Origin of the sequence: Marinobacter sp. bablab_jr003, assembly GCF_016464245.1 — a bacterium.
GTDB lineage: Bacteria > Pseudomonadota > Gammaproteobacteria > Pseudomonadales > Oleiphilaceae > Marinobacter > Marinobacter vinifirmus.
Genome location: NZ_JADARC010000036.1, coordinates 35,625 through 48,869, shown reverse-complemented (window position 1 = coordinate 48,869; position 13,245 = coordinate 35,625). Strand labels below are relative to the sequence as shown.

Annotated in this window: 11 protein-coding genes; 8 read left to right on the top strand and 3 right to left on the bottom strand. The window is 60.8% G+C overall.

Going from position 1 to position 13,245, the window contains the following annotated elements:
- Nucleotides 1-36: 36 nt before the first annotated feature.
- A complete protein-coding gene (locus H3Z84_RS02540; protein ID WP_199456136.1) occupies nt 37-2,022 on the top strand; it encodes a ribonuclease R family protein in 1,986 nt (661 codons plus the stop codon).
- A gap of 14 nt (nt 2,023-2,036) precedes the next feature.
- On the opposite strand, the gene H3Z84_RS02535 is transcribed toward H3Z84_RS02540, so the two are convergent.
- Nucleotides 2,037-2,930, bottom strand: a complete 894-nt coding sequence (locus H3Z84_RS02535; RefSeq protein ID WP_199456135.1) for an acyltransferase — start codon at nt 2,928-2,930, stop codon at nt 2,037-2,039.
- 182 nt (nt 2,931-3,112) lie between these two features.
- On the opposite strand from H3Z84_RS02535, the gene H3Z84_RS02530 reads away from it, so the two are divergent.
- The 5 genes from H3Z84_RS02530 to H3Z84_RS02510 all read left to right on the top strand — a co-directional run bounded on the left by H3Z84_RS02530 (nt 3,113) and on the right by H3Z84_RS02510 (nt 9,249).
- Nucleotides 3,113-4,264: an alpha/beta fold hydrolase gene (locus H3Z84_RS02530; RefSeq protein WP_199456134.1), complete on the top strand. Its 1,152-nt coding sequence runs from the start codon at nt 3,113-3,115 to the stop codon at nt 4,262-4,264.
- A 323-nt stretch (nt 4,265-4,587) separates the two neighbouring features.
- Nucleotides 4,588-5,499 (top strand): LysR family transcriptional regulator, encoded by a 912-nt coding sequence (locus H3Z84_RS02525; RefSeq protein WP_199456133.1) that lies wholly within the window; start codon nt 4,588-4,590, stop codon nt 5,497-5,499.
- Between the two features lie 314 nt (nt 5,500-5,813).
- The gene (locus H3Z84_RS02520; protein ID WP_199456132.1) at nt 5,814-7,022 is read left to right on the top strand and encodes a multidrug effflux MFS transporter; all 1,209 of its coding nucleotides are present in this window, start codon (nt 5,814-5,816) and stop codon (nt 7,020-7,022) included.
- A gap of 134 nt (nt 7,023-7,156) precedes the next feature.
- Entirely contained in the window at nt 7,157-7,657 is a 501-nt protein-coding gene (gene tpx, locus H3Z84_RS02515) for a thiol peroxidase (protein WP_199456131.1), read from the top strand.
- Between the two features lie 269 nt (nt 7,658-7,926).
- Nucleotides 7,927-9,249, top strand: a complete 1,323-nt coding sequence (locus H3Z84_RS02510) for an MATE family efflux transporter (protein WP_323126988.1) — start codon at nt 7,927-7,929, stop codon at nt 9,247-9,249.
- Nucleotides 9,250-9,255: 6 nt separating this feature from the next.
- On the opposite strand, the gene H3Z84_RS02505 is transcribed toward H3Z84_RS02510, so the two are convergent.
- Complete coding sequence (locus H3Z84_RS02505; RefSeq protein WP_022989316.1) at nt 9,256-9,681, bottom strand: thioesterase family protein; 426 nt, start codon at nt 9,679-9,681, stop codon at nt 9,256-9,258.
- 288 nt (nt 9,682-9,969) lie between these two features.
- On the opposite strand from H3Z84_RS02505, the gene H3Z84_RS02500 reads away from it, so the two are divergent.
- Entirely contained in the window at nt 9,970-11,607 is a 1,638-nt protein-coding gene (locus H3Z84_RS02500) for an MBL fold metallo-hydrolase (RefSeq protein ID WP_199456130.1), read from the top strand.
- Between the two features lie 9 nt (nt 11,608-11,616).
- Here H3Z84_RS02500 and H3Z84_RS02495 read toward each other — a convergent pair whose 3' ends face one another.
- The gene (locus H3Z84_RS02495) at nt 11,617-11,775 is read right to left on the bottom strand and encodes a YqaE/Pmp3 family membrane protein (RefSeq protein WP_022989318.1); all 159 of its coding nucleotides are present in this window, start codon (nt 11,773-11,775) and stop codon (nt 11,617-11,619) included.
- 185 nt (nt 11,776-11,960) lie between these two features.
- On the opposite strand from H3Z84_RS02495, the gene H3Z84_RS02490 reads away from it, so the two are divergent.
- Complete coding sequence (locus tag H3Z84_RS02490; protein WP_022989319.1) at nt 11,961-13,205, top strand: succinylglutamate desuccinylase/aspartoacylase family protein; 1,245 nt, start codon at nt 11,961-11,963, stop codon at nt 13,203-13,205.
- The last annotated feature ends 40 nt before the right edge of the window (nt 13,206-13,245 follow it).

Here is a 13,245-nt window from a genome sequence, read left to right as displayed (position 1 = left end):
CGCTGCATCACACATTTTTAGCCAGGTTATTTCTCCATGCTCAATGCCGACGCTCTCAATCAGTTGCGCCAGCTGAAAACCGATATCAAGCAGAACAAGGTGGTCTTCCCGGGTACCGTCAAGCCCACCAACGGGCGCTTCGGCTTTGTGGCCCTGGACGAAGGACGGGACGTGTTCCTGCCGCCCGAGGAAATGCAGAAGGTGCTGCCCGGCGACCGGGTAAACGTTACCGAACAGGAAGTGGAAAAGGGCAAAACCCAGGGCGTGGTGGACGAGCTTCTGGAATCGCACCTGACCACCTTCGTGGGCCGTTACCTGATCAAGGGCAAGGGCCACTTTGTGGCGCCGGAAACCCCGGGCATCAACCGCTGGATCTTCATTCCGCCGAAAGAGCGCATGAACGCCCAGCCGGACGACTTCATCTACTGCCAGATTCATCGCCACCCGTTCAAGGACGGCAAGGGCCAGGCCAAGGTACTTCGGGTTATCGGCAAGGCCGGTGAGCCGGGCATCGAACGGGCCTTCACCCTGGCCAACTTCGACCTGGCCGACGCCTGGCCGGACGAAGTGCAGAAGCAGGCCGATGCCCTGGGCGAAGAGTCTGTTTCCGCCCATACCGATGGCCGCGAAGACCGCACCGCACAGCCCTATGTAACCATCGACAGCCCGGGCACCCAGGACATGGACGATGCCCTGATGGCCACACCCAACGCCACCGGCTGGACTCTGTCCATTGCCATTGCCGACCCGACGGCGATGATTGAACCGGGCAGCCCGGCCGAGGAAGAAGCCTTCAACCGGGCCACGGCAATCTACTTCCCGGGCGAGCCGCTGCCCATGCTGCCAGACACCATCAGCACCCGCCTGTGCTCACTGATGCCGGATGTACCCCGGCTGGCACTGGTGTGCGACCTGCAGGTGAACAACGATGGCAGCCTGGGTGACTACAGCTTTCACCAGGCCACGATCTGCTCCAAGGGTAAGCTCAGCTACGAGCTGGTCTCGCACCTGATTGAAGGCCGGGAAGACGACGACATCAAGGCCCTGCCAGACGCCGTGGCCAACAGCCTGGACCAGCTGCACCAGGCCGCCACCGCCCTGCGTAAATGGCGCGCCGAACACGCACTGCTGAGCAACGATCGGCCGGAATTCCGGCTGCGGCTGGACGAAAACAAGCGCATCCGGCTGATTGAGCCGGCAGTGCAGAACGAAGCCCACCGGCTGGTGGAAGAGTGCATGGTGGCGGCCAACCGCTGCGCCGCTGACTTCCTGAACCAGCAGGGCCAGGGGCTGTTTATCCAGCACCCGGGCCTGCGGGACGACCGCGCCGACAACATCCGCAAACTGCTGGAAGGCTACGCGCCGCACCTGGCTGAGCACGATGCCAGCACCGCCGAAGGCTTCAAGGCCCTGATGAAACACACCGAGCAACTGGAAGCGGAAGTACCGGTTAAATCCATTCTGTCCCGCCAGCTGGCCCGGGCAGAGCTGGGTTTTGAAGCCGCGCCCCACCAGGGTATGGGGCTGGCCGCCTACACCACCTTTACCTCACCGCTGCGCAAGTTCTCGGATTTCTATGTACACCGGTTGATCAAGGCCGCGCTTTGGGATTGCCCCATCAAGGCCCTGAACAGCCAGCAGCTGGAAGCCCTGCAGAATACCCAGTTCCGCGCTCGCCAGGCCGCCAATACCCTGGAAACCTGGCTGAAGGCCGACTACGCCAAGACCCTGCCGGAAGACCCTATGGAGGGCACCATCAGCCGCACCATGCCCTCCGGTTTCTTTGTGCGACTGGATTGCAACGGCCTGGAAGGCTTTGTCAGCTGCAAGGACCTGGACGGAAAGTTCAGCTTTGACCCGGTCACCCTGCGCCTGGTGCACAACAAGAACGGCCGCATCTTCCAGCTGGAACAGCGCGTAACCGTAAGCTTTACCGGGGTGGACGACGAGCGCCGGCAGATCAACTTCAAGCTGCTGAGCGCCGAAGAAATCCCCACGGGTACAGACAAAGAGGGCGACTGACGCCGCCCTCTTACTTACTTCTCCAGCATTCTGGACAGGCGCTCATCCTTGGCGCGCCAGAGTTCGCCCAGCCAGTCTTTCATATTCCGGCGGTGCTCGGCATCGCTGGAATAGTCCCGCCCTTTCAGGTGCTCGGGAATGCTCCGGGTACTGATATTCAGCTGGATCTCCGGCACCCGGCCACACAGGAAGTCCCAGAAGGTGGGCGCGCCGTTGGGGTAGGCAATGGTGACGTCGACCAGCGTGTCGATGGAGTCGCCCATGGCATCCAGCACAAACGCCGCACCGCCGGCCTTGGGCACCAGCAGGTGCTGGTAGGGTGATTTCTGTTTGTCGTGTTTGGCCTGGGTAAAGCGCGTGCCTTCGACAAAGTTCATCACGCTGACCGGGGTATAGCGGAACTTCTCGCAGGCCTTGCGGGTGGCAATCAAATCATCACCGCGCTTTTCCGGATGCTTGATCAGGTACTCCCGGCTGTAGCGCTTCATGAACGGGAAATCCAGGCCCCACCAGGCCAGGCCGATCACCGGCACCCAGATCAGCTGCTGCTTGAGAAAGAACTTCAGAAACGGCGCCCGGCGGTTGAATACCCGCTGCATGGCCAGGATATCCACCCAGCTCTGGTGGTTACTCAGCACCAGGTACCAGCTTTCACGCTTGAGGTTTTCCGCCCCGGTCACCTGCCAGCGGGTACCCTGGGTCAGTTTCATCCAGCCGGTATTGCAGGCCACCCAGGATTCCGACACCCAGATAATAGCCTTGGTGCACAGCACCCGGAAGCCCTTGTGGGGCACGACCAGCTTCAGGATGGCGGGAATGTAAAGCAGCAGGCACCAGAACAGGGTGTTGATGCCCAGCAGAATGGAATTGAGAATGCCGATCAGGGGCGCAGGCAGAAAACTCAGCATGGTAGTCCTGTTGTAGGTTGTTGGTTCCGAAGGCCTGCATCATAGCAATCACCGGGGCACTTGGGCAGTGGCCCGAAGTGACCATTGTGCCGGTCATCTGTGACGGATTTGCCATGGTGCCGGCACCACTGCCGCCCTATCCTTACTCCATTCCCTGAACAGCAGTCGATAATGGAAGGCCCATGCCCAGTGTTCTGAAAACGGTCCGCAATACCGCCTCCGGCCTCACCCGGCAGGGTGCACTCTACGCCGGCAATGCCTTTGACCGGGTGTTCCGCGCCGCCAGCCTGGTACAGGCCGGGCAAACCCCTTTCGAAACCCTGCACAGTGACGGCCTGGTGAGCCTGCGTTATTACCCGCCGCTGCAGGAAGACTTCATCGAGCTGGACGGCATGGTGATTCCGGTGGAACGGAAAACCCACCGCACCCCGATTGTGATCATCCCGCCGCTGGCGGTGAATATGCTGATCTACGATCTTTTCCCCCAGCGCAGCCTGGTGCGCTTCCTGCGGGCCAAGGGCTTTGAGGTATACCTGATTGACTGGGGCACCCCGAAGCGGGAGCACACCCACTACAACATGCACACCTATGTGGCCGAGTTGCTGCCGGCCTACCTGAACAGGGTGCGCGAACACAGTGGCGAACAGGAGTTGTCGCTGCATGGCTGGAGTATGGGAGGCATGTTTACCCTATTCTATTCCGCTTTAAGCAAAGACCAGCATATCCGCAACGCCATCGTGCTGGGCCTGCCCATCGACAGCCATGCCTCCGGTGCCATCGGCTGGATGTATCAGAGAATTGCCGATGTGGCGGGGGTGGTGCGCAAGCGCACCGGGTTCAAGCTGCATGACCTGAAACCCCACTGGTTCTACACACCTGGTTGGGCCAATACCATCGGCTTCAAGCTGACCAATCCGGTGGGCAGTGTGATGGGTTACTGGGAGCTGCTGGTGCGCCTGGGTGATCGGGAGTTTGTGACTAACCATGCCACGACGTCGGCGTTCCTGGACCGGATGGTGGCCTACCCGGGCGGGGTGATTCAGGACACGGTGGTGCGGGTGTGGATTGATAACCAGCTGGCGAAGGGGCGAATTCAGATCGGTGAGGATTTTGCGCGGCTGGAGAATGTGAATGCCAACTTACTGGCGATTGCCGGCCAGGAGGATACCCTGGCGACGCCGGGGGCGGCGAAGCGGGTGATGGATCATGTCAGCTCTGCGGACAAGACCTTCCGGGTGGCTCCGGGTGGGCATATGGGGATCCTGGCGGGGAGCAAGGCGCCTCGGGCTTCATGGTTGGAGCTTGCGGAGTGGCTTGCTGTTCGGTCTGACTGAGGCTTTTAGCTTGGGTGATGGCCGGCATGTGGCAGGGGGTAGGCCTTCCAAAAACCGCTCCTTCGGCACTTCCATGTGGCGCTTCTGCTCCGCCTCTCAGTGCTAATTGCTCCTGCGTCGCACAGAGAGTCCTGGGCAGGCCATCCCTGGCCAGCCCGTGAAGCGCTAGCGCGCTCCACCCATGGCTCCGCACATTTTTGGAAAGTCTCCCCCCTGCTACCTGCCTCCGCTGACATCTTTAGAGCCTTCCTGCTCTTCTTACTACCTATGGTTCTGGTCTTGCAACGATGACTTGGGGGCTTTCCTGCCCTACACTTCCATCCATGAAATCCATTGATATATTGAACCTGGACTTGCGGTCTCTGGTGACCTTTCTGGCTGTGCTGGACGAGGGGAGTGTTTCCCGGGCGGCGGTTCGGCTTGGGGTTAGTCAGTCGGCGGTGAGTCATACCCTGGACCGGCTTCGGCAGGCGTTCGGGGATCCGTTGTTTGTGAAGTCCGGCCGGGGGATTGTGCCTACGGACTATGCCTTGCGCACCGGGCCTCATATCCGGCAGTTGCTGGACGATGTGCGCACGCTGCCTTCCGGGCCGCCGTTTGATCCGGCGACGGCGGAGTTTACGTTTACCGTTGCCGCCAACGACTATCAGCGGGATTTGTTGCTGCCGGGGTTGGCCAGGATTCTGCGGGAGCAGGCGCCGGGGATTCATTTGCAGGTGATTCCCTCCGGTATTCCCAATGCCGATCTGCTGCGCAAGGACGCCTGTGACCTGGTGATCAGTCCGTTCGCGCCGGAGGCCACAGACATCATGCAGCGGGGCCTGATGGCAGACCGGATGGTGGTGTTCTATGACCAGAACGAACGGCAAGCGCCGGCGGATCTGAAGGAGTACATGGCCGCGGACCACATCACCGTGCTGTTCGCCACCGGCGAAAAGCCAGGGCTCGACAGCACCATGGAAGCCCGCGGCATGAACCGGCACAGCGCGGTGACGGTGTCCAACTTCTCCGGGCTACCGGCGTTCCTCAAAGGCACCACTCTCCTGGCCTCCGCCCCCGAACGCATGAGCAACGGCCTGATGCGGGACTTCGAGTACGTGCCGCTGCCGTTCCAGTACAACCCGTTTACCCTGCTCATGCTCTGGCACCGCCGCCACCAGACCGACCCCGCCCATCGCTGGGTTCGTAACCAGCTGAACTCCGTCGCAGCCACCATGAATGGGCTGAACAATTAATCAATCAATTTCATTCATGTATTGCATGAGAGCTCGGGCTGTTATTTTTGCGGGCATATCGTCCTAGACTTCCACTTCGCAATAGGTCGGCAGGTGTGGGGACGTCCTTCCGAAACACGCTCCTTCGGCACCCCTGCGGGGTCCGGCCCGCAATCACAGATTGCGGTCGCTCAGTTGTCGCATGAAGCTTCGCTTCATGAGCGCTCGGCTGAGCCCATGTGACGCTTGAGCTCCGCCATCCATGGCTCCACACAGTTTCGGAAGGACGTCCCCAAACCTGCCTCGCAAACATCATCATGGGCCCCACATAAACCATGCTCGCACTGACAAGTATCTGGACAACCATTCTGCTGGCGGCTGCCGTGGCTCTGGGCCCTATGGCTACGGACATGTACCTGCCTGCACTTCCCCAGATTGGCAGTGACTTTGGCGCTGGAACCGATCAGGTACAGCTGACCCTCAGCCTGTATGTTGTCGGGTTTGCTATAGCCCAACTGATTTGCGGCCCCTTGGCTGACCGCTTCGGCCGTAAGCCGGTCATGATTGGCGGCATGGTATTGTTCGCCGTGGCCAGCATAGGCTGCGCGCTGGCCAGTAGTATAGAGTCCCTGCAGATGTTCCGCTTTTTGCAGGCCTTGGGCGGCTCTGCCGGCCCGGTGCTGGGAAGAGCCATCGTTCGTGACGTCTATCAACCGAGAGACGCCGCCAAAATCCTGGCTATGCTGGGCGGCATGATGGCGCTGGCACCGGCAATCGCACCAACGTTTGGCGGGCTGATTGTCGCCCATATGGACTGGCACTGGATCTTTACGGTCATGGCCGGCTATGCCCTGATCATGATCGCCATCGGCATCCCCGAACCACTAAGCCAGAACAACCGTCAGCCTTTCCGCCTGGGCAGCCTGTTGCGTAACTACCGCAAAGTCAGCGCCGACATGACATTCGTAGGTTATACCCTCACCAGCGCTGCAATTTACGGCGGTATCTTCGCGTTCCTGTCCGGCTCAGCGTTCGTTCTCATTGATGTTCTGGGCGTGGCCCCGGAACATTTCGGCCTATACACCGCAGTGACTGCCGGCGGCTACCTGCTGGGCAACATGACGTCCATCCGGCTAACCAATCAGCTCCACCCGGACCAGGTCCTGCTCTACGGCCTGGTAACCACCGTAGCTGCGGGAATGGCCATGGCCTTACTGGCCTGGAACCAGATTTACAGCCCCTGGGCGGTCATCCTGCCCCAGACCCTGTTCATGGTTGGCACCGGCATGGTATTGCCCCAAACCATGGCCGGCGCCCTGGCCAACCACCCCACCATGGCCGGCTCCGCCTCTGCGCTTCTTGGCTTCATCCAGATGAGTGCCGCCGCCACCGCCGGTGCGCTCGTCGGCCATCTACACGATGGCACGCCACTGGTCATGGCAAGCATCATCGCCACCTGTGGCGCCCTGGGCTTACTCGGCTACCTGCTGATGGTGCAGCGTTACCCCGCACAGAGCTTTGAAGCCCAAGCTGCTGCAGAGTAGTTATTGAAAGCGTCCCCCAACCAAGCCCTCCCCCTTTCTCTAAACCCCTACAAACCGCATGGATGAAAACTCATCCAAACTAGGCTACATAGAGTAAGTACAAATTCCCGAAACCAATCAGCAAGGAGCAAACCATGGCGAACAACGTAACCCTGGACGGCAACCCCATCGAAATCGACGGCAAATTCCCCCAGCCCGGTGACAACGCAGCCCCGTTCACACTGACCAACAGCGGCCTGGAAGAAGTGAAACTCGATAACTGGGCCGGCAAACGCAAAATCCTGAACATCATCCCCAGCATCGACACCGGCGTCTGCGCCGCCAGCACCCGAAAATTCAACGAAAAAGCCGGCGGCCTCGACAACACCGTCGTCCTCGTCGTCTCCGCCGACCTACCCTTCGCCGCCTCCCGCTTCTGCGGCGCCGAAGGCCTGGACAACGTAGAAACCCTCTCCACCTTCCGCAACTACGCCTTCCAGCAAGACTACGGCGTAGCCATCCAGAACGGCCCCCTCGCCGGCCTGTGCGCCCGTGCGGTCGTGGTACTGGACGAGAACAACAAAGTTATCCACAGCGAACTGGTCAGCGAGATCAAGAACGAGCCGGATTATGATGCGGCCTTGAAGGTACTTTGATACCAAGCCGCACAAGACTTAACTGAACCAGTTTTTCGGAGACTGCTGACGGCTCTTTCCGAAAGTTTGGGCGTCCGGGCGGGGCAGGCTGTCCAAAAATGTGCGGAGCCATGGATGGCGGAGCAGAAGCGCCACAAGGATGTGCCGCAAGGAGCGGTTTTTGGACAGCCTGCCCCGCCCGGGCGCTTGCACCGGAAACCGACTACATGCACCGATAACCAGACCTGTTAGAATCCCGCCACACTCAGAACCAAGGCACCCAACTCGACGTGCACAAAAACCTGCAAAACGCCTCCCTGGGCCGCCAGCTCTACCACATGACCTGGCCCATGCTGTTCGGCGTGCTCTCCCTGATGACCTTCCAGCTCACCGACAGCTTCTTCGTCGGCCAACTTGGCCGGGACCCACTGGCAGCCCTGGGCTTCACCGTGCCCATGCAACAACTGGTCAGCGGCATGTACGTGGGCCTGGGCATCGCCACCACCGCCATCATCTCCCGAACCCTCGGCCAGGGCGAAGACCTGCGCGCCCAGCGCCTCGGCGGCCTGGTGATCGCCATTGGCGCCGGCCTCGCCCTGACGCTATGCCTGTCGGTCTGGCTACTGCAAAGCGTGATCCTCGACCTGCTCGGAGCCGAACAGGCCCTGCGCCCGGTGATTCGCGAATACTGGGCACCCTGGCTGCTGTCGGCCTGGACCGGCGCCATGGTGTACTTCAGCTACGCCGTATGCCGGGCCAACGGCGACACCCGCCTGCCCGGCTACATGATGATCATCACCAGCCTGCTCAACATCGCCCTTGATCCGCTGTATATCTTTGTCTTCGGCTGGGGTCTGCCCGGCGCCGCCTGGGCCACCATCACCGCATTCAGCGTCGGCGCCCTGATCATGTTTCCCACCTTACTCAAACGGGCCTGGCTGCGCTTTGACCTGCTCCAGCTGCAACTGGCCCAGGCTGTCCGCCAGCTTGGCGGCATCATGGCCCCGGCGATGGTCAGCCAGCTGATGCCGCCCACCTCGGCCATGCTGGCTACCGCCCTGGTAGCGAGTTTTGGTTCCGCTGCCGTAGCAGCCTGGGGCCTGGGTACCCGGCTGGAGTTTTTTTCCATTGTGGTGGTGCTGGCGCTGACCATGTCCATGCCGCCAATGATCGGGCGTATGCTCGGGGCCGGTGAGCTGGAGAATATCCGCAAACTGGTGCGTATTGCCGTGCGCTTTATCCTGGGCTGGCAGTTGTTTATCGGGCTGGTGTGGCTGGGCGCCTCGGGCGTGGTATCTACCCTGTTCAGCCCGGATGCCGATGTACAGGACACTCTGCTGAGCTATCTGTTGCGGGTGCCGCTGAGTTACAGCGGGCTGGGGGTGTGTATTCTGATGGTGTCGGTCAACAACGCCCTGGGCATGCCCATGCGGGCGCTGCTGATTTCCACCTTGAGGCTGTTTGCCTGCTACCTGCCGCTGCTTTGGATTGGCGGGCAGGTATCCGGGCTGACCGGCCTGATGACCGGCGCGCTGATTGGCAACCTGCTGGCCGGTGCCATGGCCTATAGCCTGTACCGGCAGGGTATGAACCGGCTGCGCCGGCCGGCCTGATGCAGCTCAGGCGAAGCGGGCGCGGAAGCTCTCGGGCATGGGGGTGACTTCGCGGGTTTTGTAGTTGAAGAACACAAAGCCGTATTTGGCCAGGGCAACGGGCTGGCCGCTGTCGGCCTTGGTCACCCGGAATACGAAGTCGCCGCCGTATTTGTTGAAGTCCATCAGGCCCACTTCAAAGCGCAGCATGTCCGGGTAGAAGGATTCGCCCTGGTACATGGTGGCCAGGTCGGTGACGATGATGCCTGAGCCATCCTCGCCGCCTTCTTCAACGCCGTATTCCACCAGGAACTGTGCGCGGGCTTCGGAGAGCATGGAGATCAGGGCGTCGTTACCCAGGTGGTTGGCGCCGTTGATGTCGGTGATTCTGACCGGCATCCTTGTTTCGAAGCAGAAGGCGTTATCCGGGAATTCGAGTTTGATTCTGGCCACGGCGGGGTTCCTTGGTTTGCGCTTTGGTGTTGGGGCTGCATCATACTCCTACCTTTGTCCCTTCTCATCCTGTGGGTTGTTCGGGTATCTTGCTTTGTATCCCTGCGCTTGATATTGCGGTGTAAGCGGCGATTGGCGGTAGGCCTTCCAAAACACGCTCCTTCGGCACATCCATGTGACGCTTGGGCTCCGCCATCCATGGCTCCGCACAGTTTTGGAAGGCCTACCGCCAATCCCCGCCCAGACCCCGTGCGCGCACCTTTTGATATTCAAAAACAAGAGTACGTTATGAACATTCGCCCTGCGGCCACCCTGGTTCTGACCCGAGATACTGACAACGGCATTGAAGCCCTGCTCCTGCAACGCAGCTGGGAAGCCATTTTCATGCCGGGGTATTTTGTGTTCCCCGGCGGGGCGGTTAACGAACAGGAGCCGGAGGCGCGGGCGCATTCGATCGGGATTGAAGATGCCGACATCAGCCAGACCATGAGCCTGGATGAGGGCGGCGCGGATTACATGTTGGCGGCGGTTCGGGAGTGTTTTGAGGAGGCGGGTGTTCTGCTGGCCCAGGATGGCTCCGGAAAGCTGGTGGATTCCGGTCATGCGGTGCATGGTGAGCGGTTTGCGTTGTTCCGGGAGGAGGTTTCGCTGGCGCAGTTGTGTGAGAAGCATCAGCTGACGTTGCCGCTGGACCGGTTGGCGTATCTGAGCCACTGGGTGACGCCGCCGGGGCCGCCGCGGCGGTTTGATACGCGGTTTTTTGTGGCGGTGGCGCCGGAGGGTCAGGTTGCCAGTCATGATGGCACCGAGACCATTGACCATGTGTGGATTTCGCCGGCGCAGGCGCTGGAGGAGCATCGGGGCGGGCAGCGGTTGTTGGGGTTGCCGACGATTCGCACGTTGCGGGTGTTGTGTGATTTCAGCACCACCGCCGAGCTGATGCGCTATGCCCACGCCAATCCGCCGGAGGCATTTCCGACCGACCCGTGGCCGGCACTTCGCAAGGGCCAGCCGGTGCTGCTGGAGCCCAATGCGCCGGCCTATGACGAGGCGGTGAAGCTGGACCCGGAAGGCGAAGGGTCCACCCGGGCGGAGATTGTTCCGGGTGAGCCGGTAGAGGTGGCGGCCGGGGTGGTACGGCTGACGGCGCCGAATCCGGGCATGATGACCGGGCCGGGTACCAACACCTACATTCTGGGCCATGAGCGGTTTACGGTGATCGATCCGGGGCCGATAAACGAGGCCCACATCGAGCGGATTCTGGAGCTGACCGGCGGGGTGGTGGATCAGGTGCTGACCACCCATACCCATATGGACCATTCGCCGGCGGCCCGGGTGCTGAAGGAACGTACCGGGTGCCGGGTGTTTGGCTGGCCGGCACCGGATGCGCCCAGCCACGACACGGCGTTCACCCCGGACGATGAACCGGGGCATGAGGACCTGATTGTTACCGAGGCCGGGGTTCTGAAGGTGTTGCACACGCCCGGCCACGCTTCGAACCATCTTTGTTTTCTGTTGCTGGAGCAGGAGTTGCTGTTCGCCGGCGACCACATCATGCAAGGCTCAACGGTGGTGATCAATCCGCCGGACGGCGATATGAAGGCGTATGTGGAGTCTTTGTACGAACTGCTGGAAGAGCCGGTACGGTTTATTGCCCCCGCCCACGGCTTTCTGATGGGCCAGCCGGAGGCGGTGATTGATTATCTGATCACCCACCGGTTGTCACGGGAACACAAGATTTTCCGGGCGCTGGAAGCCCTGGCACCGGTTTCCCTTAAAGATCTCACCGCCAAGGCCTATGACGATGTACCCGCGGCCATTCATGGCCTGGCGGCCCGTTCGGCCCTGGCGCACCTGCTGAAACTGGAGGCCGAGCACAGGGCATTCCAGAAGGATGAGCTCTGGCACACCGTGCACCCGGCCTGACCAGCCGGGTTACTTCTTGGCGATCACCCAGACGGCGTGAACAATACCCGGGATATAACCGAGCAGGGTGAGCACAATGTTAATCCAGAAGTGCTTGCCGATACCTACCTGTAAAAAAACACCTAACGGCGGTAACAGAATCGCAATCAGAATTCGCAAAAGGTCCATACAGTTATCTCCCTGGTCAGCGTATAACGGTTCATATCATTGCAAGATAGCACTGTTATACACAACAGGCCGGCCAATATCCGGCCCTGAATCATGAAAGTGGCATTAAAGCTTCGTCACAGCGGTATTCATGACACCCCGCGGGCCCTATGCTTGGGCCGATTGGTCAAGGTACTTGAGGACTTATGCTGTTTCCCAAACGCGACTACTCCGCAAACCGCACCCTGCTCACCTGTTTTTTGCTGGCGCTGGTGCCAATGGGCGCTGGTGCTAATGCCGGCAGCTCTCCGACCGGTGCGGCGATGCCGGCTCCACTGATCGCGCAGCTCGCGGAAGATGAAAATGTCGAAGATGTGGTTCAGTCCGAGCCGCGCAAGATTGCCCCCAACGTCGACTTGAAGAAAGTGGCGCCCATGCCGGAACCGGAGCCAGAATCGGAATCGGAACTGGCGGGGCCCGAACCGGTACCCTCGGAAACCTTCACCCTGCTGGGCAAGGAAGTCTTGCCCGGAACCTCTACCCGCTTGGCATGGTCCCCTAATATCCAGATTGCCGGGCTGTCCCAGACCACGCCGGTTCTGGTGGTAAACGGTGCTCACACCGGCCCCACCCTGTGCCTGACCGGCGCGATTCACGGTGACGAACTGAACGGTATCGAAATTGTGCGCCGGGCCATGTACGACCTGGACCCGGCCAAGCTGAGCGGCCGCGTGGTGGGGGTTCCCATCGTCAACCTGAGCGGTTTCCAGCAGGGCAGCCGTTACCTGCCAGACCGGCGAGACCTCAACCGGTACTTCCCCGGCCGCCCCGACGGCACCCTGGCAGACCGGATTGCCCATTCCCTGTTCACCGATGTGATCGGCCACTGCGACATGCTGGTGGATATCCACACCGGTTCCCTCAAGCGTACCAACCTGCCCCAGCTGCGGGCCGATATGAACAACCCGGAAGTGGCCGAGTTCACCCGGGGCTTTGATCGCATGGCGGTGGTGCACAGCAGCGGTTCACCGGGCATGCTGCGCACGGCTGCGGTTAACGCGGGCATTCGCGCGGTAACTCTGGAAGCGGGGGAATCGCTGCGCATACAGGAACACCAGATTGAAGCCGGCGTAAACAGCCTTAACAGCCTGATGGAAAAGCACGGCATGATTTCCCGGATGTTTGTCTGGGGCGATCCGCAGCCGGTTTACTACGACTCCACCTGGATTCGCGCCCAGCATGGCGGCATTCTGTTCAGCGATGTGGATCTGGGTGACCGGATTTCCGAGGGTGAAATCCTCGGCTACGTGGCCGACCCGATCACCAACGAACAATACCCCATCCGCTCGAATTCCAACGGCCGGGTAATCGGTATGGCGGTAGACCAGGTGGTGATGGCCGGCTTTGCCGCCTACCACATTGGTACGGAGGCAGAAGTCCCGGGAGAGTAGTATGCTAGGCGTTTGATGCACTGATCCCGAGGACTCCCCG

Bases quoted from the DNA above. Each gene is read 5' to 3' on its own strand.
- H3Z84_RS02540 (WP_199456136.1), top strand. From the start codon at position 37: ATGCTCAATGCCGACGCTCTCAATCAGTTGCGCCAGCTGAAAACCGAT.
- H3Z84_RS02535 (WP_199456135.1), bottom strand. From the start codon at position 2,930: ATGCTGAGTTTTCTGCCTGCGCCCCTGATCGGCATTCTCAATTCCATT.
- H3Z84_RS02530 (WP_199456134.1), top strand. From the start codon at position 3,113: ATGCCCAGTGTTCTGAAAACGGTCCGCAATACCGCCTCCGGCCTCACC.
- H3Z84_RS02525 (WP_199456133.1), top strand. From the start codon at position 4,588: ATGAAATCCATTGATATATTGAACCTGGACTTGCGGTCTCTGGTGACC.
- H3Z84_RS02520 (WP_199456132.1), top strand. From the start codon at position 5,814: ATGCTCGCACTGACAAGTATCTGGACAACCATTCTGCTGGCGGCTGCC.
- tpx (WP_199456131.1), top strand. From the start codon at position 7,157: ATGGCGAACAACGTAACCCTGGACGGCAACCCCATCGAAATCGACGGC.
- H3Z84_RS02500 (WP_199456130.1), top strand. From the start codon at position 9,970: ATGAACATTCGCCCTGCGGCCACCCTGGTTCTGACCCGAGATACTGAC.
- H3Z84_RS02495 (WP_022989318.1), bottom strand. From the start codon at position 11,775: ATGGACCTTTTGCGAATTCTGATTGCGATTCTGTTACCGCCGTTAGGT.
- H3Z84_RS02490 (WP_022989319.1), top strand. From the start codon at position 11,961: ATGCTGTTTCCCAAACGCGACTACTCCGCAAACCGCACCCTGCTCACC.